At 66.7% G+C, this 21520-nt stretch carries 19 protein-coding genes; 9 read left to right on the top strand and 10 right to left on the bottom strand.

Annotation, left to right across the window (positions count from 1 at the left end):
* Window positions 1–38: 38 nt before the first annotated feature.
* Genes QHG62_RS21210 through QHG62_RS21190 form a run of 5 tightly spaced genes read right to left on the bottom strand, consistent with a single transcriptional unit; the run spans window position 39 to window position 7565 of the window.
* Window positions 39–2069 carry a caspase family protein gene (locus QHG62_RS21210; protein WP_281147636.1) on the bottom strand — a complete coding sequence of 677 codons (2031 nt, stop codon included), beginning with the start codon at window positions 2067–2069 and terminating at the stop codon, window positions 39–41.
* Window positions 2066–3193, bottom strand: a complete 1128-nt coding sequence (locus QHG62_RS21205) for a hypothetical protein (protein WP_281147635.1) — start codon at window positions 3191–3193, stop codon at window positions 2066–2068. The genes QHG62_RS21210 and QHG62_RS21205 overlap by 4 nt, the downstream gene beginning before the upstream one ends.
* 28 nt (window positions 3194–3221) lie before the next feature.
* On the bottom strand, window positions 3222–3971 hold the full coding sequence (locus QHG62_RS21200) for a hypothetical protein (RefSeq protein ID WP_281147634.1): 750 nt from the start codon (window positions 3969–3971) through the stop codon (window positions 3222–3224).
* Between the two features lie 30 nt (window positions 3972–4001).
* Window positions 4002–5609 carry a murein transglycosylase A gene (gene mltA, locus QHG62_RS21195; protein ID WP_281147633.1) on the bottom strand — a complete coding sequence of 536 codons (1608 nt, stop codon included), beginning with the start codon at window positions 5607–5609 and terminating at the stop codon, window positions 4002–4004.
* A gap of 54 nt (window positions 5610–5663) precedes the next feature.
* Window positions 5664–7565 (bottom strand): protein kinase domain-containing protein, encoded by a 1902-nt coding sequence (locus QHG62_RS21190; protein WP_281147632.1) that lies wholly within the window; start codon window positions 7563–7565, stop codon window positions 5664–5666.
* A gap of 698 nt (window positions 7566–8263) precedes the next feature.
* Between QHG62_RS21190 and QHG62_RS21185 the strand changes: the two genes are divergently transcribed.
* The 5 genes from QHG62_RS21185 (at window position 8264) to QHG62_RS21165 (ending at window position 12849) form a co-directional block, all read left to right on the top strand.
* Window positions 8264–8647, top strand: coding sequence for an outer membrane protein assembly factor BamE (locus QHG62_RS21185; RefSeq protein WP_258504086.1), 384 nt, complete (start codon window positions 8264–8266; stop codon window positions 8645–8647).
* Window positions 8648–9124: 477 nt separating this feature from the next.
* Entirely contained in the window at window positions 9125–10003 is an 879-nt protein-coding gene (locus QHG62_RS21180) for a TauD/TfdA dioxygenase family protein (protein ID WP_281147631.1), read from the top strand.
* A gap of 21 nt (window positions 10004–10024) precedes the next feature.
* Window positions 10025–11035 carry an ABC transporter substrate-binding protein gene (locus QHG62_RS21175; protein ID WP_258504088.1) on the top strand — a complete coding sequence of 337 codons (1011 nt, stop codon included), beginning with the start codon at window positions 10025–10027 and terminating at the stop codon, window positions 11033–11035.
* 60 nt (window positions 11036–11095) lie between these two features.
* Window positions 11096–11983 carry an ABC transporter ATP-binding protein gene (locus QHG62_RS21170; protein WP_281147630.1) on the top strand — a complete coding sequence of 296 codons (888 nt, stop codon included), beginning with the start codon at window positions 11096–11098 and terminating at the stop codon, window positions 11981–11983.
* Window positions 11980–12849 carry an ABC transporter permease gene (locus QHG62_RS21165; protein WP_281147629.1) on the top strand — a complete coding sequence of 290 codons (870 nt, stop codon included), beginning with the start codon at window positions 11980–11982 and terminating at the stop codon, window positions 12847–12849. The genes QHG62_RS21170 and QHG62_RS21165 overlap by 4 nt, the downstream gene beginning before the upstream one ends.
* A 9-nt stretch (window positions 12850–12858) precedes the next feature.
* Here QHG62_RS21165 and QHG62_RS21160 read toward each other — a convergent pair whose 3' ends face one another.
* The gene (locus QHG62_RS21160; protein ID WP_281147628.1) at window positions 12859–13254 is read right to left on the bottom strand and encodes a DUF5329 family protein; all 396 of its coding nucleotides are present in this window, start codon (window positions 13252–13254) and stop codon (window positions 12859–12861) included.
* A gap of 129 nt (window positions 13255–13383) precedes the next feature.
* On the opposite strand from QHG62_RS21160, the gene hisN reads away from it, so the two are divergent.
* The 3 genes from hisN to QHG62_RS21145 are packed head-to-tail and all read left to right on the top strand — an operon-like array spanning window position 13384 to window position 15337.
* The gene (hisN, locus tag QHG62_RS21155) at window positions 13384–14160 is read left to right on the top strand and encodes a histidinol-phosphatase (RefSeq protein WP_281147627.1); all 777 of its coding nucleotides are present in this window, start codon (window positions 13384–13386) and stop codon (window positions 14158–14160) included.
* A 9-nt stretch (window positions 14161–14169) separates the two neighbouring features.
* Window positions 14170–14364: a DUF2905 domain-containing protein gene (locus QHG62_RS21150; protein WP_281147626.1), complete on the top strand. Its 195-nt coding sequence runs from the start codon at window positions 14170–14172 to the stop codon at window positions 14362–14364.
* 46 nt (window positions 14365–14410) lie between these two features.
* Window positions 14411–15337, top strand: a complete 927-nt coding sequence (locus QHG62_RS21145; protein ID WP_281147625.1) for an ROK family protein — start codon at window positions 14411–14413, stop codon at window positions 15335–15337.
* Here QHG62_RS21145 and QHG62_RS21140 read toward each other — a convergent pair.
* Complete coding sequence (locus QHG62_RS21140; protein ID WP_281147624.1) at window positions 15310–16851, bottom strand: PLP-dependent aminotransferase family protein; 1542 nt, start codon at window positions 16849–16851, stop codon at window positions 15310–15312. The genes QHG62_RS21145 and QHG62_RS21140 overlap by 28 nt on opposite strands.
* A 173-nt stretch (window positions 16852–17024) precedes the next feature.
* On the opposite strand from QHG62_RS21140, the gene QHG62_RS21135 reads away from it, so the two are divergent.
* Window positions 17025–17369 carry a hypothetical protein gene (locus QHG62_RS21135; RefSeq protein WP_281147623.1) on the top strand — a complete coding sequence of 115 codons (345 nt, stop codon included), beginning with the start codon at window positions 17025–17027 and terminating at the stop codon, window positions 17367–17369.
* A gap of 15 nt (window positions 17370–17384) precedes the next feature.
* Here the strand turns inward: QHG62_RS21135 and otsA are convergent, their stop codons facing one another.
* From otsA to otsB, 3 genes are read right to left on the bottom strand one after another with little or no spacing between them, the layout of a single operon-like run.
* Window positions 17385–18770 (bottom strand): alpha,alpha-trehalose-phosphate synthase (UDP-forming), encoded by a 1386-nt coding sequence (gene otsA, locus QHG62_RS21130; RefSeq protein WP_281147622.1) that lies wholly within the window; start codon window positions 18768–18770, stop codon window positions 17385–17387.
* Window positions 18767–20689: a glycoside hydrolase family 15 protein gene (locus tag QHG62_RS21125; protein WP_281147621.1), complete on the bottom strand. Its 1923-nt coding sequence runs from the start codon at window positions 20687–20689 to the stop codon at window positions 18767–18769. The genes otsA and QHG62_RS21125 overlap by 4 nt, the downstream gene beginning before the upstream one ends.
* Window positions 20686–21480: a trehalose-phosphatase gene (gene otsB, locus QHG62_RS21120; RefSeq protein WP_432445551.1), complete on the bottom strand. Its 795-nt coding sequence runs from the start codon at window positions 21478–21480 to the stop codon at window positions 20686–20688. The genes QHG62_RS21125 and otsB overlap by 4 nt, the downstream gene beginning before the upstream one ends.
* Window positions 21481–21520: the final 40 nt, after the last annotated feature.

Below are 21520 nucleotides of genomic sequence, written 5' to 3'. Positions count from 1 at the left end.
TGTGATTCGGTAGTGGGTGTGCGTGCGAATGAATGAGGTCAGGGCGTGGCCGCGTTCGTCCAGCGCAGGATGGCGCCGTACACCTGGCGGTCGCGCTCGGGCGTGAGCTGCCCGCGCACGCGCAACTCCGCGGTGTTTGCCCCGGCGTTTGTCGCGGTTTCGGCCATGCCGGCGCCAAACAGCCGGGGCGCGCTGCGGGCCTGCGCCGGCGTGGCCAGCACCAGCAGCCTGGCGGCACGGCCGGGCTTGAGCCAGGGCAGCGCAAAGCGCTTGGAGGCAGGCGCCTCGCGCGTGCCGCGCTCGAAGCGATTGGCCTCGCCAAGGTCTTCGGGATAGACGGCCCGCAAGATCCCCTGCGCATCGATGCCCACCACCACAAGGTCGATCGAGTGGCCGCTGCCGTTGCGCACGATGAGCTCGGCGCGCTCACCCTGCCTGAGCACCAAGGTGCCGCCTGCGGTGTCGCGTACCTCCGCGCTGCGCAGCACGCGGCTCTCGTCGCGCACTTCGAGCACCGCGTCGAATCCGTCGAGCCGCCCCTCCTTTGCCAGCTCGGCAAGGCGCGACATCCACTTGAGTTGCGCCAGCGCCTGCAGCCGCACACGGGCCTCCGCCGCATCGCGCACCACGGCGCCGGCCGGCGCCGCACCCGCTTGCGCAGCGGCTGCGAGCGCGGGAGACAGCACTTCGAGCCGCCCGCCCGCCGCGCCCAGATCGACCCAGCGCACATCGGCCTGCGCATCGGCCGCGGCGCGAATGGATGCGGGGTAGTCGAGGCTGATACCGCCGGGCAGCGCGGAATCGCTGCGCACCCGCAACGCCGCAGAGGCCGGCTCCGCCACCGGCGTCACGCTCCATGAGGTGGCCTGCGCCAACTCGCCCAGCGCGGCGGGAACAGCCAGCCGCGCACTGCCGAGGTCGGCCTGCACCAGCCTGCCCTGCGCCGTGCGCTGGAGGCCGTCAGCCAGCGTGGCAACGATGCGAACCTCTTGCCCTGGCTCCAGTCCATCGAGCAGGCCCACCTTCAGCGTGAGGCTGCCGCCCGCGCGTTCGGCACGCCACACCGGTCGGGTCGACAGGGGCGCTGCGGCGTTGGAGAAGATCGGCAGGTCGAGGTTGCCCTCGGCCACTGGCGACGGCAGCTCGCGCGCGGGAAAGCGCGATTCGAGCTCTTCGATCACCGGCGGATACAGGTCGAGCACGCCGTTGAAAAGATCGCGCCAGGTTGCGGGCTTCTGTTGCAGGGCCTCGGCCACGGCCCAGGTGAGCAGGCCCTGGGGCTGCGCATTGCGCGCATTGCGCGCCTTGCGCGGCAGGCGCAGCTCGGGCGTGACCTGGTGGCTCTCCGATGCGAAGAAAGCCACATAGCGCGCACGGGGCACGCCGGCGGGCTCGGGCGGCGGTGGTGCCGCTGGCTGTGCCAGCGCGGGCTGCCCGCTTGCGGCCAGCTGGCCGGCGCGTACGCCGCGAAAGCGCACTTCGTCGTCCGCGGGGCCGACGTCTTCCACCGGCTGTGCGGCGCTGCGCGTCATCGATGCGGCGGAGCAGGTGTCGAACACCGACCAGACGAACACGTTCTTGCCCAGGAAAGCGCGTATCCAGCGGTCGAAGTCGACATCGCGCAAGCCGCCCGGCAAGCTGCCGCCGGATGAATCGGTGCCGCGGGCGTCGCGCGCCAGAAAGTTTTCCGCCAGGCCGTCCGGCTCCTGGTAACGCTTGGTGCTGTCGCGCAGCCGCGTGCCGTGGCCCGAAAAATAGAGCATCACGAAGTCGCCCGCGCGCGACTGTTCGAGCAGCCTGGCCAAGGCTTCGTTGATGCGCTGCGCCTCGGGCAGCGCAGCGCCTGCCACGCCGTCGGCCAGCATCGTGATGTCGGCCGGCGCAAAGCCTTGCTTCATCAGGGTCTGGCGCATCAGCATCACATCGTTGCGCGGCGCCTGCAGCCACAGGACCTGCGGCTGGTTCACCAGTTCCGACACCCCCACGAGCAGCGCGCGCTGCACTGCCGCCGCGTTGCCGCCCGTGGCAAACAACACCAGCAACAGCATCAGGCGCGCCGCAATGGTCATGGCCGCTCCGGTGCCGGGCCGGCCGATGCAACCAGGGGCGATGCCGCCAATGCGGCCAAGCCCTGCACAGGGTCGGCCACGCGCAGACGCCAGCGCCCGTCGACACCTGGGCCGCCGACCACTTCGGCCGAGATCGATTGCAGCAGTCGGGTGGTGTCTTCGACGCGCGCCTCGGGCTTCCAGCGCACCACCAGATCGGCAGGTGCAACGGCGGCGGCGGGCGGTGCGGAGCGGAACCGCACATCGTCGCCTTCTTCGGTGCGCTGGCCGAAGAGGCTCACGTTCTCCACCACGACCACCAGCGCCAGCACCGCGAAGGCGGGGCGCATCCAGCCATCGGCGGTGAACCAGCGGCTGATGCTGCCCCACCGGCCGGCCGAGGGCTTCAGCTGCGGAATGGCGCGCGCCGCGCCCGCCGCGGCGGATGCGCTGCTCAGCTGCGATGCTGCGTCGCGGTAGAGCGCCTGGTAGTCGGCGCGCGGGTCTTGGGCGCCCAGCGGCGTTCCGCAGAGCACCGAGAACACGTCGCCCACGGTGCGCAATGCGATGTGCCCGGGCTCCGGCGCAATGGCCAGCGGCGCCTGCGCGCTCCACTCGTCGTGCACTGCGCGGATCGCGGCGAGCCGCGTGGCCGAGACTTCGCCGAGCACGCGCGCGCAAAGCTGCGGGCTGGGTTCGAGCGTGAGCACGTTCCAGGCCTGGATCAATCCGAAGGCGGGCTCGAAGGGTTCGTCGTCGGGCTCCAGCAGCACGTCGTGCGCGCTGGCCCAGTCCGCCTCGCCCGCGGCCATCCAGCCTTGCCACAGGTCGTCGTGGATGCAGCGGTCGAGCAGCACGCCGAGCAGCCGCCCTTCGTGCACCACGCTCACAAGGCGGCCCGGCGCCCATCGCGCCGTGAAGGCACGCTGGGCCACGGCCTCGCGGCGCCGGGCCAATTCGGTCAGGGGCAGCAACAGGTCGAGCACGGCGCGCGGCGGTTCGTCGGAGGCGCCGCTGCCGGGTGCCGTGCCCGGCATGGCCACGACGGACTCGTGGCCCGCGGCGTCCGGGGCCGCAGGCGTGGCGCCCCCGGCCTGGAACGCACTTCGGATCACGCTGAGAGGGGGCCAGAGTTCGGTGTTCATGGCGGTCTGTTCCTGAATGGCTCTGTCTTCAGGCATAAGACGCTTCAGCACCGAGGATTTTGAAAACCTGCAGGATCGCGGCCATGTTGTCGGGCTCTATGGCAATGCCCAGGGTCTGCTGGATCCAGCCGCCCAGGCGGGTCTTGGCGTAGTCGGCCGTGAGCCCTTCGCGCTTGTGCACCAGGCCCAGCCGGCCCGCACGGTAGTGGTACGAGGCAATGGCATGGCGCGAGGCAATGCCCGAGAGGCCGCCCTCGGCCTCCTTGCCGAAGCCTTCGCACAGCAAGATGCGCTCGGGCTCGGGCAGTTCAGCAATGAATGCGCGCGCGGCCAGCTGCACCGCGGCGGCACTCAGGCCGTGCTCCGCAAGGCAGCCCTCGTGCTCATCGCCGCCGCCGATCGCGTCTTCAAGCTGCGCCTCGGTCACCTGGTCGCCGATGGAAAGCTTGCGGCGGAACGAGCTCGCGCGCGTGCAGTCGATCAGGTAGCGCCTGAAATAGGCGCACAGCGCAAACGCGCTGGAGGGTGCGCTGTGGCTCGCGCGCTCGTCGGCCTCGTCGGGGTCGGCATCGAGCCGCAGCACCTTCACGTAGATGAACTGCGCCACCAGCTCCTGCCGGCCTTCGCCGAGCACCTGGAGTTCCGGCGGATTGCAGGCCACGAGCGCATCGCCCACGATGCGGTACATGGTGCCCATGTCGTTCGAAGACAGCGTCTGCCGGCGCCGCCAGAGGCGGACGAGTTCAACGCTTTCCGCGGACGACAGCGTTTCTTGCATGAGGCGGCAAGGATTCGGAAGGCAGCCGGGCTAGTCGTCCACGCACACGCCTTCGGTCGGCACCAGGCATTGCGGCAAGCCTGCGCCTGCCGGACCGCCGCGCGTGCGGATCGCCGAAGACACCGCCGCCGACGCCACGGCCAGGCCGCGCGGCAGCAAGATCCAGAGCTGGCCGCGCTCCTTCATGCGGCGCGCGTTGGTCGCGGCCTGCTGGCCGTTGCCGAAGAAATAGTCGGCCCGCACCGCGCCGCGGATCGCACCGCCGGTGTCCTGCGCAATGGTCAGACGCTGCATCGGCGCACCGGTGCCGGGCGCGCGGGTGGAAACGAACACGGGGTAGCCGAGCGGCGTGCTGCGCGGGTCTACGGCAATCGAACGGCCGGCCGACAACGGCACGCCGAAGGCCCCCACAGGCCCACCCGCGGGCGACGCCGATTCCTTGAAGAACACGTAGCTCGGGTCCTTGATGCCCGAGCCGACGACCGGCCCGGCCGTGCGCCGCCCCGGCACCACGACCGCGCCGCTGGCGGTGGGCCGCGCCAACGTGAAGCCGCGCGTGCGAATGGTGTTGGTCGATGTGCCGCCGGCGTCTTCGTCGTCATCGCCGTCGTCCAGGTCCAGCTCGATGGACGAGCCGCGCACCTTCACCGGGCTGCGGGGCTTGCCGTTGGGCGCCTGTGCCAGCGTGGGGCGGAAGGGCTGGCCGTTCTGCTCTGCATAGGCCACGCGAATGATGTCGCCGTTGGCCAGCTTGATGCGGCCCGAGCCCTGGATCTGCATTTCGTAGAGCGCGGTGGCGCTGCTCACGAAGGCGAGCACCTTGGCGTTGGGTGCGCCCTTGGTCTCGATTTCTTCGCGCGTGTAGTACGGCAGCAGCTGCTTGCCCTCGATGCGCAGGCGCACCTTGCGGTCGAGCGTGTCGCGCGTAATGGCCGAGAGGTCGAGCGCAAAGAGGCCCGGCGCGCCCATGTCGCGCGTGCTGAGCCCGGTCTGCACCACCACGTTGCGCCCTTCGACCCGCGCCGCCACCGTGCCGTTGCCGGCCGGCAGCTTGCGCGCATCGGCAAACAGCATGTCTTCGGGCTGGCCGTACACCGGGTAGATGAAGGGCGCCGCGTATTGGCGGCTGCCCGGGATCTCGGGCTCGAAGTAGCCGGTGACCACGCCGTCGGGCTTGCGGTCGTCGTCGCGGATCTGGTAGGCCGAGAACTCCTGCTCGAAGAACGCGCGAATGGCCGTGCTGCTCTTGCTGTCGACCCTGAGGGCGCGCGCACACACGTCCTTCCACTCGGCGCCGCGGCCGGTGAGCACCTTGCAGCTTCCCAGAAACGCGGGCCAACTGTCGGAGAAATCGTCTCGGGCCCAGCCGGGCACGGCATCGAAGCTGACCGAGGTGTAGGTGGCCAGTTGCGTGGAGAAGGTGCGCGCCTGGCCGGCCACGCTCGCGCCGACAGGGGCTGGGCGCGTTGCCGTCGCCCCTGGCGCTCCGCTTGCCGTTGGAGCTGAACCCGCCGGGCCCGCGTTCGCATCGGTGGACGATGCAGGTGGTGTATTGACGCAACCTGCTGCGAATACAGCCGTGGCAACGGCAACCCAGCGAAGGGCGGGAAAAAAGAAAATCGGCGACCGGGTGTTCATGAAAGCCTCCTTGTCCGGAAAGACGGCCCCTCGGGGCCAACGCTCTACAGACGATTACTTCTCGACGATTTTGAAATTCGCGACGCCGTAGACGTCGTTGCATGGGGTGTTGGGCGTACACACCGGCTTGCCCAGCAAAGGCGACGGCCCCGTGCCGCGCGTGGCTTCGAGCGCAGCCAGCACGGGCAACGGGAACTGCGGAAACACGCCGTCGTTCTGGATGCCCGATGCGCTGAAGTCGCGCTCGCGCTCGCTCACGAGCACCGCGAACTGGTTGGTGCCGGCCGGGCCGCCGGCATCCATGGGCCACGAAGCGCGCGGCAGCGAAAGCGGGCTTCCGGCGGCGATCTTGTTGTGCTTGTCGAGCAGGTTCGGAAACAGCAAGAACATCTCTCCGCCGCTGGACAGCAGGAACACGTAGACAAAACCATCGCGTTTGCTGCGCACCTCGAAGGCGAGCCTGTCCTTGCCGATCGCAACCTCTGGCTTCTTCGGCACCGCCGCCACATCGAAGCCCGGGGCCGCACCTGCGGCGAGCGACTGCAGCGAGTCGAGCGGCGTGCGCGGTGCCGGAGGAGGAGGAGGCGGCGGCGGTGGGGGCGGTGTCGCGGTCACGCGGGTTTCGGGCGGCGGGGGTGGCGCCACGATGGCCTGCTTGCTGCCGCTGCCGTCGCCCTCCACACCCGGCGTGCGCCCCTGGTACCACCACCAACCGCCGCCGGCCACGATGGCAGCCACTGCCAACGACGCGATGGCGGGCACGGCCTTGCTTTTCTTGCCGGCGCTGCTTTCGTCCGTGCCCTGCACGGGCGGCTTGCCGCGGCCGATGACCGTCGGTGCGTCGGCGTTGCTGCCGGCCTTGCGTGAGCCGGGAGTCACAGGCGGGTTGGTACGCGGCACCGGCGCAATGCTGTGGCCCACCTCCAGGTCGAGCGCCGCTCGAAACTCGGCCATCGACTGCGGCCGCGCTTCGGGCCGCACGCCCAGGCCTGCATCGATGGCCTGCAACAGCCGCAAGCTGTAGCGCTGGCGAAGGATTTCGTTGCCCGCAAGCGGCACATAGCTGTCGGACAAGAGCCGCGCCACCGAAGGCGGCGGCGCGCGCCCGCAAACGGCCACGTGCATCACTGCCGCAAGCGCATAGACATCGGTCCACGCGCCCTGCGACATGTCGGGCATTTCGGCGTACTGCTCGATGGGTGCGTAGCCGGGCTTGAGGATGACGGTGATCGCCTGCGTCTTGTCGGTGATCACGCGGCGCGCGGCACCGAAGTCGAGCACCACCGGCCGGCCCGAGCCTTCGAGCAGGATGATGTTGTCGGGCGCGATGTCTCGGTGGTAGCAGTTGGCGCCGTGCATCACACCCAGCGCCTGCGTCACGCCGTCCATGATGCGGATGAGCCAAGCCTCGTCCACGCCCGCCGGAATGGAACCCAGCGACTGGCGCAGCGTGTCGCCGCGGTAGAACGGCATGACCATGTAGGTGGTGCCGCGCTCCTGCCAGAAACGGTAGACCTTCAGCAGCGAGGGATGGTCGAACTGCGCGAGCAGGCGGGCTTCGTTGATGAAGCTGCGCATGCCGAGGTCGAAGGTTTCCCTGTGGCGCTCCGACAGGGGGACGACTGTTCCGTCCTGCTGCCTTGTCGACAGGGAGGTCGGCAGGTATTCCTTGATGGCGACAACGCGTTCCAGGGCGTGGTCCCAGGCCTCGTAGACCACGCCGAAGCCGCCCTGGCCTACGACCCGGGTGATTTCGAATTCTGCGAGGCGGCTGCCTACGGGGAGGAGTCCGGCTTCGTTGGCTTCTGTGGCTGGGCTTGTGACGGGGATGTTGGACAGGCTTGTGGGGCTGGCGGTGATTACCGTGACTGAGGTGTCTGTTTGCTGGGCGGGTCGTGACATGACCTGGGTGCGGTCGTCTTCTGCCGGCTTGTTTGTCTTAGGTGTTTCGGTCATTGGCTGGCTCCCGTATGGACGCTGACGGGGGCTTGCTTTCCGAGGCCGGGTATCGCCCCGGCGGGCGACTCACTTTCTTTTGCTTCGCCAAAAGAAAGTAAGCAAAGAAAAGGCGACCCCACTGTCTGCGACCTGCGGTGCTCGGGTTTCGCGGGGTCTCGCAGAACTCGCTTCGCTCAGACAGCTGCGAGCCCTGATCCCGCCTCCATCTGAACTCGCTTCGCTCAAACAGCTGCGGCCCTGATCCCGCCTCCATCTGCGCTCCTCGGCGCATACAGAGGGGCTTGGAAACCGAACGGGCCTTTGCTTCGCTCGGCCACCAAGCCGCCGCAGCTGTTTGAGCGAAGCGAGTTCTGCGGACCCCCGCCGGAGTCGAGCACCGCAGGTTGCCCGTAGCGAAGCGCAGGGGACGCAGACAGTAGGGGTCGCCTTTCTTTCGTCACTCTCTTTGGCGAAAGAACGTGACTCGCCTGCCGGCGCTACGCCCTGTCGTGGAAATGGCACCTTTGAAATCGACAAAAGCGGGCCATTTATTGCACGCGTGATTTCCATCACGCATGTCGCCACAATTTAAAAGATTTCTGAAATTTGTAAATTTCTCGTGCCAAGTGATGACTCTTGGCACTTGATGTGCTGCCCTTTAAAAACTAAGCTCTTATGCAAGCGCGTCCCAATTGCAATACTTATCGGGAGACTTTGTGAAAAGAATGATCATGTGTGGACTCGGGTTTTCTTTTGTTCTGTTGACGGCCTGCGGTACGGTGGGAGGGAACTCGTCCATAGAAAATGCGACAACTCAATCGCTGAGCCAGTCTTTGAAAACTGGAGTGACTACGACCGATGACGTCAAGAGATTGTTCGGCAACCCCGACTATGTAAAAGACTCCAACGACGGATCTGCGTATTGGAATTACGGAGGAGGGAGAAATAGTCAGAAAAATGCTATTGCCGGTTTGGCGGGCATCCCTTATTTGTCAAAACTCGATGACATCAATACTGCATCCGGTGCCAAGAGAAAATCCCTGTCGCTTTATTTTAATTCGAATAAAAAACTGAGAAGCTATTCCTTGAGCTCAAGTTAGAAGGTTTTTGTGCATAAGGCAATCCGGGCTGGATGGCCACGGGCGGACATTCCCCGACGCATCATTAGGTAGCGGATGTGCCGCCGGATAGCGAATCCGACGGGCTAAGTCGTAAGCTGGAAATCTTTGCCGACCAGCACCTCGCTTGGGAAAGTGCGTACAAGGCCAGACCGCAAAGCGCTGTTCGTTAGCGAGCATTTCACACCGTGATCGTTCGCTTGCCGCAGCACGAGTAGCCTGTTGGTGGCCGAACTGTTCGCGCACAGCGCGAAGCCCGGGTTTGTATACCGTCATCAGTAGGGTCGCCGCACGACCTTGGTGGTCCGGGCCAAACCCCTCGTTGCAGCCGGCATGTACAACCACTTGCGCCGCCGCCATCGGATCACCATCGATGGGAGGCAAACAAACTCAACTCAAAAATAAGCTACCAACAAAGAGTTCGTTTGAGAAAGCATCCCCCAAACCTACATTGGCGGGATGAGCTCCAAGCCCGATCCCACCCGGCAGCACTTCGAAGTCCGCCCCTTCAACGCCCCCGTAGGCGCCGAAATCATCGGCCTCGACATCTCCAAGCCCATCAGCGCTGAAGACTTCAAGCGCATCCACCAAGCGCACCTCGACCACCACGTGCTGGTCTTCCGCCGCCAGCGGATCACCCCGCAAGAGCACATCGATTTCAGCCGTCGCTTCGGCCCACTCGAAATCCACGTGCTGCACCAGTTCCACCTGAAGAACCACCCCGAGATCCTGATCGTTTCCAACATCAAGGAAAACGGCGAACCCATCGGCCTGGGCGATGCGGGCGTCTACTGGCACTCGGACATCTCGTACAAGCCCCAGCCGAGCCTAGGCTCCCTGCTGCATGCGCAAGAGCTGCCGAGCGAAGGTGGCGACACGCTCTTTGCCGATCAGCATCTCGCTTGGGAAGCGCTCGACCCCGAGCTGCAGCAGCGCATCCTGCCGCTCAAGGCCGAGCACAGCTATCTCGCCAAGTACGAAGAGTTGCGCGCCAAGAACCCGTGGCGCCCCAAGCTCTCGCAGGCGCAGATCGACCAGGTCGCCCCCGCGGTGCAGCCGGTGGTGCGCACGCACCCGGAAACGGGCCGCAAAGCGCTGTTCGTCAGCGAGCATTTCACGACACGCATCGTCGGCCTCCCGCAGGAAGAAAGCGACGCACTGCTGGCCGAGTTGTTCGCGCACAGCGTGAAGCCCGAGTTCGTGTATCGCCACCAATGGGCGCCGCACGATCTGGTGTTCTGGGACAACCGCTCGCTGATGCACCTTGCGGCGGGCACGCCCGACCATCTGCGACGGCGCCTCAACCGCACCACCATCGTCGGCGACACGCCTTTCTGATCTTCTCCTGGACTCATTTCAATGAACCGATTCACACGCAAGGCCGCCGCGCTCGTCACCGGCTTCGGCCTCCTCGCAGGCAGTCTTGCCGCGCATGCCGAGGGCCAGATCCGCATCGCCGAGCAATTCGGCATCGTCTACCTGCTGCTCAATGTCGCGCAGGAACAGAAGCTCATCGAGAAGCACGCCAAGGCGGCCGGTGTCGATGCCAAGGTGGAGTGGATCAAGCTTTCGGGCGGCTCGGCGGTGAATGACGCGCTGCTCTCGGGCAACATCGAGATCGCGAGTGCCGGCGTGGGCCCGCTGCTCACGCTGTGGGACCGCACCAAGGGCAAGCAGAACGTGAAGGGCGTGGCATCGCTGGGCAACTTTCCGTACTACCTGGTGAGCAACAACCCGAACGTGAAGACCATTGCAGACTTCACCGACAAGGACCGCATCGCCCTGCCGGCGGTGGGCGTCTCGGTGCAGTCGCGGGTGCTGCAGTTCGCATCGGCCAAGCTCTGGGGCGACAAGGAGTTCAACCGGCTCGACAAGATCAGCGTGGCGGTGCCGCATCCCGATGCTGCGGCGGCCATCATCAAGGGCGGCACCGAGATCACGGCGCACTTCGGCAACCCGCCGTTCCAGGACCAGGAGCTCGCGGGCAATCCGAACGCGCACATCGTGCTCAACTCGTACCAGGTGCTTGGCGGGCCGGCCTCGGCCACGGTGCTTTATGCCACCGAAAAATTCCGTAGCGAGAACCCGAAGACCTACAAGGCGTTTGTCGACGCGCTCGACGAGGCGGCGAAGTTCGTCACGGCCAATCCGGAGAAAGCGGCGGACATCTACCTGAAGGTGGGCAACGCGAAGATCGACCGCGAGCTGCTGCTGAAGATCATCAAGAACCCCGAGGTGCAGTTCAAGACCACGCCGCAGAACACCTATGCGCTGGCGGAGTTCATGCACCGCGTGGGCGCGATCAAGAACAAGCCGGCTTCGGTGAAGGACTATTTCTTCGACGATGCACAGAACGCTTCGGGGAATTGAATGAGCACGGCGAAGGCGCGATCCGGCTTTGACTCCTTTCCCCTTTGGGGGAAGGCGGGGATGGGGGCGGGCAGAGCGATTGCGACGCCAACGCTGCTTGCCCCCACCCCAGCCCTCCCCCGGGAGGGGAGGGAGGAAGACGAGAGGCAAGACATCGCGCCGCTCCTTCAGGTCGACGGCGTCAGCCTCGAATACCGCACGCCCGAGCGCATGGTGCGCGCCACCCACCGCGTGAGCTTCGACGTGCACGCCGCCGACCGTTTCGTGCTGCTCGGCCCCTCGGGTTGCGGCAAGTCCACTCTGCTGAAGGCCGTCGGCGGGTTCATCCAGCCCGTCGAAGGCGAAATCCGCCTCGACGGCCGGCGCGTGGCGCAGCCGGGCCCCGACCGTATCGTCGTATTCCAGGAGTTCGACCAGCTGCCACCGTGGAAGACCGTTCAGCAGAACGTGATGTTCCCGCTGCTCGCCTCGCGCACCCTCGGCAAGAAGGAAGCGGCCGAACGCGCGCTGCATTACCTCGACAAGGTGGGCCTTGCCAAGTTCGCCGACGTGCATCCGCACCAGCTGTCGGGCGGCATGAAGCAGCGTGTGGCCATTGCGCGTGCGCTGGCGATGCAGCCGCGCGTGCTGTTGATGGACGAGCCTTTTGCCGCGCTGGATGCACTCACGCGCCGCAAGATGCAGCAGGAGCTGCTCGAGCTGTGGGACGAGGTGCGCTTCACGCTGCTTTTCGTCACGCATTCCATCGAGGAGGCGCTGGTGGTTGGCAACCGCGTGGCACTGCTGTCGCCGCACCCGGGCCGCATGCGTGCCGAATTGAACAGCCACGGCTTCTCGCTGGCCAGCCTGGGCGGGGCCGAGTTCCAGGGCACGGCGCAGCGCATTCACGACATGCTGTTCGAAGAAGAGCATGAGCAAGGGCAAGAGCACGAAGAGGCTGCAGCATGAGCGCACTCGTTCCGCCCATCCGCCCCGAGTACGAGCGCACGCTCGAGCCCTTCACCGAGGTGCCGGTCGAGCGGACCCTGCCGCTGCCGACGCGCATCTGGGCCCAGGCCGGCTTTCGCAAGGGCCTGATCCTGATCGTCATCGCGGTGCTCTGGGAGCTTGCGGCCCGATGGCAGGACAACGACCTGCTGCTGCCTACCTTCAGCGCCACGGCCCTCGCGTTGGCCGAGGGGCTGGCGAGCGGCGAACTCATAGAGAAGGTGCGCATCTCGCTGGCGGTGCTGCTGCAGGGCTACCTGGCTGGCGTGCTGCTGGCCTTCGCGCTCACCACGCTCGCGGTGTCGACGCAGATCGGGCGCGACCTGCTGGACACGCTGACTTCGATGTTCAATCCGCTGCCCGCCATTGCGCTGCTGCCGCTCGCCTTGCTGTGGTTTGGCCTGGGGCGCGGCAGCCTGGTGTTCGTGCTGATCCATTCGGTGCTGTGGCCGCTGGCGCTCAACACCTATGCGGGCTTCCAGGGCGTGCCCGAAACACTGCGGATGGCGGGGCGCAACTACGGGCTCAAGGGCTTGCGATACGTGCTGCAGATCCTGGTGCCGGCCGCGCTGCCGTCGATCCTGTCGGGGCTGAAGATCGGCTGGGCCTTTGCCTGGCGCACGCTGATCGCGGCCGAGCTGGTGTTCGGCGCCTCGTCGGGCAAGGGCGGCCTTGGCTGGTACATCTTTCAGAACCGCAACGAGCTCTACACCGACCGCGTGTTCGCCGGCCTGGCGATGGTGGTGCTGATCGGCCTGTTGGTGGAAAGCCTGGGCTTCAAGACGCTGGAGCGCCTGACGGTGCGGCGCTGGGGCCAGCAGCGCTGATCGGACGATTCAGCCGGCGCCGGGCTTCGCGCTGCCCTTGCGCAGCGTGCGCAGCTCGGCATTCAGGAACTCCTTGGCGTCCTTCAGCGAGCCATTCGGCATCTTGACCTGGTAGGCCTTGCCCGTCATTTCTGAGCGGGAGGCGCATCGGTCGATGAAGTCTTCCGCCGTGGCGATCTCGTCTTTGAAGTGATCGAACTTGGCCTGCATGTGCTTGGCGGCGTCGTCGGCATCGTGCTCCTTGCCGTTGCGCATGAAGGTGACGGTCTTCATCTGCGAGACGCGCTGGATCAGCGTGTCGATGAGCTTCTGCTCCGACGCGGAAGGGGCGGCCTGGGCCAGCACGGCCAATGAGCCGAGCAGAAGCGCCAGCAGTGCGGCGCGCAAGAATCGAATTGGGGCCATTCAGTGGTCCGGTGGTCAAGGCGGGTGGTTGCGGACCATGCTAGAGCGCCGACCCCTGGCGTGTCAAACCCGGCTCGGCTCGGGTCTAATCGCAGTTTTGGCACGCGTCACTTCCCCGTCACTTCCCTCATGAGCTCTCCGCCCCCCGATCTCCTGTCGATTGCCGATGCGCTGGCCGATGCGGCCGCCGCGCAGTCGATGCGCTATTTCCGCACGCCGCTCGACATCATCACCAAGGCGGACGAAAGCCCCGTCACGCTTGCAGACCGCGCCGCCGAAACGGCCATGCGCGAGATTCTCGGCACCCGTGCGCCGGCGGACGGTATCTATGGCGAAGAGCACGGCCTTGAGCGGCTCGACGCAGAGCGCGTCTGGGTGCTCGATCCGATCGACGGCACGCGCAGCTTCATTACCGGTTCGCCGCTCTGGGGCACGCTGATCGGCGTGCTGCAAGGCGGCCGCGTGGCGCTCGGCATGATCGACATGCCGGTGCTCAAAGAGCGCTGGATCGGCCGGGCCGGCAAGGGCGCCACGCGCGACGGCCAACCCGTGCACGCGAGCGGCTGCACCGAGGTGGCCAAGGCGCGCATCGTCACCACCTCGCCCGACATCTTTGCACCCGCCGACTGGCAGGCCTTCGACCGGCTCAGCCGCCAATGTGCAATGCGGCGTTTTGGTGGCGACTGCTACGGCTATGCCCAACTGGCGGGCGGCACGATAGACCTGGTCGTGGAAACCGGGCTGCAGCCCTACGACTACCTGGGCCCCGCGGGCGTGATCGAGGCGGCGGGCGGCGTCATCACCGACTGGAAGGGCCGGCCGCTCGGGCTGGAGTCCGACGGCAGGGTCATCGCGGCCGCAACGCCCGAACTTCACCGACAAGCCATGGCCGCCCTTGCGGCCTAGACTGCCTGCATGATCCGCTGGCTGATCGTCGTCGTCCTTGCCCTGGTGCTCATGAGCGGCCTCACGGCCTGGCTGCGCCGGTTCGGCTTCGGGCGGTTGCCAGGCGACTTCGAGTTCCGCGCTTTCGGCCGCGAGTGGCAGTTGCCCATCTCCAGCACGCTGGTGCTCAGCATGATCGCGGCGCTGGTGGCGCGCTTCATCTAGCGCCATCGATGAACCAGAAACCGAAAAGAAAGAGAAGAACCACGCGATGAGAGCCTGCGTAGACATCGGCGGCACGAAGGTGGCCGTGAGCCTTTCCGCATCGAGCGACGCGCCGCTGATCGGCCGCCGCAGCGAACCGACGGCCAAGACCGGCGACAACGATGCCGTGGCCGTGCAGATCATCCGGATGATCGAAGAGATTTGCGTCGAGCAGGGCATCGCCCCCGCCGCCATCGACCGCGTTGGCGTGTCATCGGCGGGGCCTTTCGAGTTGCGCGAGGGCATGGTGGAACTGGCCACGCCCAATATCTGCGGCGGCATTGCCGGCCCGGCGCGCGGCTTGCCCAACAACTGGATGACCGCGCTCATCGAGGCGCCGCTCGCCCGGCGCTTCGGCAGCGTGCGGGTCGAGAACGACGCCGTGGCCGCTCTGGAGGCCGAGCGCCACTGGGGCGCGCTGCAGGGCCTGGACCATTGCGCCTACGTCACCTGGAGCACCGGCGTGGGCGTGGGCCTGTGCGTCGACGGCCGCCCCCTGCGTGGCAAGAACGGCAACGCCGGCCATGCGGGCCACAGCTTCGTGGTCGACGACGCAAGCGGCGCGCTTTGCGGCTGCGGCAATCTTGGCGACGTGGAGGCGCTGGTGGCGGGCAACTCCATTGCGCGCCGTTTCGGGCAGCCTGCGCCCGACCTGTTCGCTGCCGCTTCCGCGGGCGAGCCGCATGCCATCGGCATCGTCGATGCGCTGTGCCGAGTCATCGGCCGCATGCTCTACAACCTGGTGGCCACGCTCGATCTGCAGCGCATCAGCCTGGGCGGCAGCGTGTTCTGGCATCACCGCGACTTTCTGCTGCCGCGCCTGCAGGCACAGGTCGACGGCAAGCTGCCGCCGCTCACGCGCGGCGTGATGCTGGTGCCCGCGGGGCTTGGCGAGAAGGTTGGCGATTACGCTGCGCTGGCACTGCTCGACTGAGGCCGGCGTGCCTCGGCCGGCCACGCGCGAGTTGGCGATAACCGGGGCGCCGGTTGTACCGGCGCCGCACTGGCGCCGCGGCCCAGCGTTTCGATGATCTGCCCCAGGCGGCGCAGCCCGGCATCGACCGCTTCGCCATAGGGCCAGCCGCAATTGATGCGCAAATAGTGGTCGAACCGCGACGAGTTCGAGAACAGCGTGCCGGGCGCCACCACGATCCGTTCGGCCAGCGCCGCGTCGAAAACCCGCGATGACGAAAGGCGCTCCGGCAGCTCGACCCACAGCTGCAGCCCGCCGGGCGGCAGGTTGATGCGGGTGCCCGCGGGAAAGTAGCTGGCAATTGCATCGGCGGTCTGCTCGCGCTGCGCCTTCAGGCAAGTGCGCAGGTGCCGCAGGTGGCGGTCGTAGGCGCCGGTCCCCATGAACAGGCCGGCCGCGCTTTGCGAAAGCCCCTCGTTGTTGCGCGTTTGCGCAAACTTGAGCATTTCGACCCGCGCCTGCCAGCGCCCCGCCGTGATCCAGCCCAGCCGAAGGCCGGGCGCCAGGATCTTGTGCAGCGAGGCGCAATGGATCACGTTGCCGCTGGTGTCCCAGGACTTGAGCGCGCGCGGCGGCGTCGGGGCGTCGACGAGTTCGCTGTAGGTGTCGTCTTCGATCAGCGGAATGGCGTGCCGCTCGCACAGCTGCGCAAGCCGTGCCTTGTGGGCATCGGGCATCACGCTGCCCAGCGGGTTCTGCAGGTGCGGCACCACCACCACCGCCTTGATGTTGTCGTAGGTGCTGATTGCGAGCTCCAGCGCCTCGATTGAAATGCCGGTTTGCGGGCTGGTCGGGATTTCGAGCGCGCGCATGCCCAGGCTCTCGAGCACCTGCAGCAGGCCATAGAAGGTGGGTGACTCCACTGCCACCGTGTCGCCCGGCTGCGCTACCGCACGCAATGCGAGGTTCAGCGCCTCGATGCAGCCGTTGGTCACCAGGATGTCTTCTGGCGAGATCGCCATGCCCACGCGCAGGCTGCGCTGGGCGAGCACTTCACGGAACTGGCGCTGCCCCTTCAGCTGCGCCGCCACCGTCAGCAGCTCCGGTTGCTGGCGCAGCATGCGCGTCATTGCATTGCGCAGCGCCTCGGCGGGGTACAGCTCGGGGGCGCCGCGCGCAATCGAGAGATTGAGCTTTTCGGGAATCTGCCGGCGGCGCGCGACGAAGTCGGAAACCTTGGCGTGAATGCCCACGTACTGCGCCGGATCGGGCGGCACGCCGGCCGCGGGCTCCTCCATGGGCGCAATGGCCAGCCGCTTGGGCCGGCGCACGAAGTAGCCCGAGCGATCGCGCGCCTCGACCCATCCGTCGCTCTCCATCGTGCGGCACAGCTGCAGCGCGGTCGAAAGGCTGATGCCGTGCAGGCGCATGAGGCTGCGCAGCGAAGGCAGCTTGTCCCCCTGCTTGAGCGAGCCGGTGTGGATGGCGTCCACGTAGTGTGCTGCGAACTGGCGGTAGAGCGGTAGCGAATCCATGGCGTTGATGCTCCCCCTATCGGGCATCTGAAAACAGATGCAGATGCGAAGGAAAACGACCATAACAGATGCGCGGCGGCAACCGCTGTTCCGGTGCGAATCGCCTTGGCGTGTGCCTGTTTTCCGGGCGGGTTAATTCCTACGATGACCCCACCAACTCCGGAAGCCACGCCATGTCCCCCCTCACCCTCGACCGACTGCCCGATACCGTCACGCTGCACCCGGGGCAGGCCTTGCGCACCTCGCTCGACCCTGCCAGCTGGCTCGAAATGCTGGAGGGCTGCGCACAGCTCGTCTCGCCGCCCTCGTGGTTCGGCGACACGGTGTTTACGGTGAAGACGGTGCTGAACGATGGCGACGTGCATCGACTGGAGCGCGGCGGGTGGATCGAACTGTCGGCGCTCACGCCGGTGCGGCTGCGCGTGCACGCTCCGCAACAGGTGGCTGATGCGCCGGCCTCCCGGCCTGTGGAAACGCGGCCGGTGATGCGGCTGGTGAGGCTCCTCACCGGAACCTAGCCAGCCGTTCTCTTTCTACCGCTGGCTCGCGGCCTCGCGCAACGCGTCGAGAAAGCTGCGCCGCCACCAGTGGATGTCCTGCTCGCGAATGCGCGACAGCAGCTTCTGGTGCCGCTCGCGCCGCTCCTCGAGCGGCATCTGAAGCGCCTGCTGCACGGTCTCGGCGGTGCCGTGCGTGTCGTAGGGGTTCACCAGCAGCGCTTCCTTCAGCTGCTCGGCCGCACCGGCAAAGCGCGAGAGCACCAGCACGCCGGGGTCGGCCGGGTCTTGCGCCGCAATGTATTCCTTGGCGACCAGGTTCATGCCGTCGCGCAGTGGTGTTACCAGCCCCACCGCCGCCGCGCGGCAGAGCCCCGGCACGCGCTTGCGGGCCACCATGCGGTGGATGTAGCGTACGGGCATCCAGTCGAGCTCGCCGTAGTCGCCGTTGATGGCGCCGCACAGCGACTCGAGTTCGCGGCGGATGTCGCCATACGCATCGACCGTTTCGCGCGTGGGCGAAGCGATCTGGATCAGCGTGGCGCTGCGGCGGTTCTCGGGATAGTTGGCAAGCAGCTCGCGGAAAGCGCGCACGCGTTGCGGAATGCCCTTGGAATAGTCCAGCCGGTCGATGCCCAGCAGAAGGCGGCGCTGCGAATACTCGCGTTTCATGGTCTCGAACATGTCGCGCGACTCCTTGGCATGCGTGAGCGCCGCGAACTCGTCGACGTCGATGCCGATCGGAAACGCGCTGCAGCGCACCGTTTGCCCGTAGGCCCGGTACATGTCGTTGCCCAGGTATTCGCCATGCGCCTCGTTGCGCACGTAGTGCTCGAAATGCTGCACGTCCTGCTGCGCCTGGAAGCCGATCAGGTCGTACGAGAACAGCGAGCGCATGAGCCACTCGTGCTGCGGAACGGCCGCAATGATGATCTGCGGCGGCAGCGGAATATGCAGGAAGAAGCCGATGCGCTGCTTGCAGCCCATGGCGCGCAACTCGGCCGCGAGCGGCATCAGGTGGTAGTCGTGGATCCAGATGATGTCGTCGGGCTTGAGCATCGGCATCAGCTTGCGCGCGAACAGCTGGTTCACGCGCCGGTAGCCGCCGATGAAGCCGGCTTCGAAGTGAGCCAGGTCCAGCCGGTTGTGGAACACCGGCCACAGCACGTCGTTGCTGTAGCCCAGGTAGTAGCTGTCGTGGTCTTCGCGGCTCAGGTCGATGGTGGCCAGGGTGACCTTGCCGGCATGCTGCATGTGCAGTTCGCCTTCGCCCGTGGGGCCGCCCTCCACGATCTGGCCGCTCCAGCCGAACCAGAGGCCGCCGCTTTGCTGCAGGCTTTCGCCGAGTGCAACCGCCAAGCCGCCCGCCGCGGGCTTGCGTGGGTCCGCCACGCGATTCGAAACAACAACCAGACGACTCATATGCACGAATCCCAAGGCGCCGACAGCCGCACCGCTGCGTTGATGATGCCGACCATCGAATACGTCTGCGGAAAATTGCCCCACATCTCGCCCGTGACCGGATGCGTGTCTTCGGAGAGCAGGCCGAGCGGGTTGCGCGCCGCCAGCATGGTCTCGAAAATCTGGCGGGCTTCGGCCTTGCGGCCGATCTTGGCGAGCGCATCGATGCGCCAGAAGGTGCAGATGTTGAAAGCAGTCTCCGGCTTGCCGAAGTCGTCGGCCGCCTCGTAGCGGCGCATGTAGGGGCCGTCGCAGAGCGACTTTTCCATCGCGTCGACGGTCGAGATGAAGCGCGGGTCGCGCGCGTCGATCAGCCCGACCTCCACCATCAGCAGGATGCTGGCGTCCAGTTCGTGGCCGCCGAAACTCTCGGCAAAGGCCTGGCGCTCCTCGCACCACGACTTGGCCAGTATTTCTTCCTTCATGCGCGCGGCATGGCCGTGCCAGTAGGCGGCGCGGTCGGGCAGTTCGAGTGCGCGCGCAATCTTGGCCAGCCGGTCGCAGGCGGCCCAGCTCATCAGTGCCGAGCTGGTGTGCACGCGGGCGCGGGTGCGCAGCTCCCACATGCCGGCGTCCGGCGTGCCGTAGACCCGGATCGCCTGCTCGCCCACCGCCTCGAGGTGCGGAAACTCGGCCACGCCCGCGCGTGCGAGCAGCCGGTGGTCATGAAACGCCTGCGCGGCGCCCAGCACGATGTTGCCGTAGACGTCGTGCTGAAAGTGCTCTTGCGCCTGGTTGCCGACGCGCACCGGGCCCATGCCGCGATAGCCGGGAAGGTTCTCGACCATCGACTCGGGCAGTTCGCGTTCCAGCCCGATGCCGTAGAGCGGCTGGATGTGCTCGCCGTGCGAGCCGATCACCACGTTGCCGAGCCAGCGCAGGTAGTCTTCCATGGTGCCGACTTCGCTCAGCGAGTTGAGCGCGCGCACCACGAAGAAGGCGTCGCGCAGCCAGCAGTAGCGGTAGTCCCAGTTGCGCTGGCTGCCCGGCGCCTCCGGAATGCTCGTGGTCATGGCGGCCACGATGGCGCCGGTGTCTTCGTAGAGCGATAGCTTGAGCGTGATGGCCGCGCGGATCACCGCGTCCTGGTATTCGAACGGAATGGCCAGGCGCTTGCTCCAGGTGCGCCAGTAGGCAATGGTTTCCTGCTCGAAGCTGCGCGCCGTATCGGCAATGCCGTCGAGCAGCGTTTCATCCACGCCGAACATGAAGTTGTATTCGCGCGAGATCACGAAGGGCTGGCGCGAAAGAATGTGCGAAATCGATGCGTCGGTGTTGAGCCGCAGCGTAACGTCCGGGCCCACATAGCGAAGGTGGTTGCTGCCGCGCGTGACTTCCACTGGCGCCGATGCTCCCCACTGGAAGCGCGGATCGAGCGCAACGCGGATGCGCGGCGCACCGGCAATCGGACGCACGCGGCGCACCATCATCAGGGGCCGAAAGTAGCGCGAGCGGCTGTAGAAGCGCGGCGCAAAGTCGGTGATCTCGATGCCCTGGCCGGCGCTGTCGAACAGCTGTGTGCGCAGCACCGCGGTATTGGGTTCGTACCACTGCTTGCTGGAAGCGAAGTCTTCGATCTCGATGGCCCAGGCGCCTGCGTCCTCACCCGGGTGCAACAGGGCGTTGAATACCGGGTCGCCATCGAAGCGCGGCAGGCAGCACCACACGGCGCGCCCCCGTGCGTCGATGAGCGCGCTGTAGGCGCAATTTCCAATCACGCCAACGTTGAGCGAAGGATCCGCAGGCGGGCCAAAGCCGCGCGGCACCGCCGATGCCGCGGCGCGCGGATCGACCGGCGCCCGGTCGTCGGGCCCGGCAGCGCCGGAAAGGGAAATGCCCGCGCGGTCTTCGGGTGCCTTGGACAATTGCAGCTCGCTCATCCGGCGCTCCTCGGGGAATCGTCTTTCTTGTGTTCCGATGCGGCCAGTTGATCGCGCAACTGCACCAGCCATTCATAAACCGCGCGTGACGATTCGAGCCGGTGCAGCGCCAGGCTGGGCCCCGAGCCCACCTTGATGCCGATGCCGCCGCGCGGCTGCACCACCGCAAAGCCGCTTTCGTCGGTGGTGTCGTCACCGGCAAAGACGGGTTTGCGGCCGGCAAACGGCGGCTCATTCATGAACGCTTCGATGGCAATGCCCTTGTTGATGCCCGCCGGCTTGACCTCGAACACGAACTTGCCGTGCATCAGTTCGAGCTGCGGCCGGCCCGCAATGGCGCGCGTCATCGCGTCGCGGCACACGGCCTCCAGCTGCGGCGCGAGCCGGTAGTGCAGGGCGATGGCCGCGTGCTTGCGTTCGACCAGCAGGCCTTCGTGCACGCGCGCCAGTTCATTGGCAATCTCGAGAATGGGCACCAGGTCGGGGGCGTGCTGCTCCTGCATGTGGCCCTTGGAGTCGCGCCGCTGCACGCCGTGTTCGCCCGCTGCAGGCAGCCGCAGCGGCGCCAGGAAACGGTCGATCGCATCGATCTGGCGGCCCGACACCACCGCCAGCGCGCCGCCGAGCTGGTCGCGCAGGTTCTCTAGCAGTGCCACCAACGCGGGAGGCACTTCGACAGCCTCGGGAGTGGGCGCAAGTGCGACCAGCGTGCCGTCGAAGTCTAGGAAAAGGGCTGTATCTCGCCCCAACGGAGGAGGCAATTCGGAGGGCACGTGGGAGGACATTGGCATCGCCGAAAACCATAACACGGGCATAGCAATTCTCGTGTCG

It is taken from the genome of Variovorax paradoxus, from assembly GCF_029919115.1.
In the GTDB taxonomy this organism is placed as follows: domain Bacteria; phylum Pseudomonadota; class Gammaproteobacteria; order Burkholderiales; family Burkholderiaceae_C; genus Variovorax; species Variovorax paradoxus_O.
The sequence above is the reverse complement of the archived record's forward strand: the minus strand, read 5'-3'. Positions and strand labels throughout refer to the sequence as shown.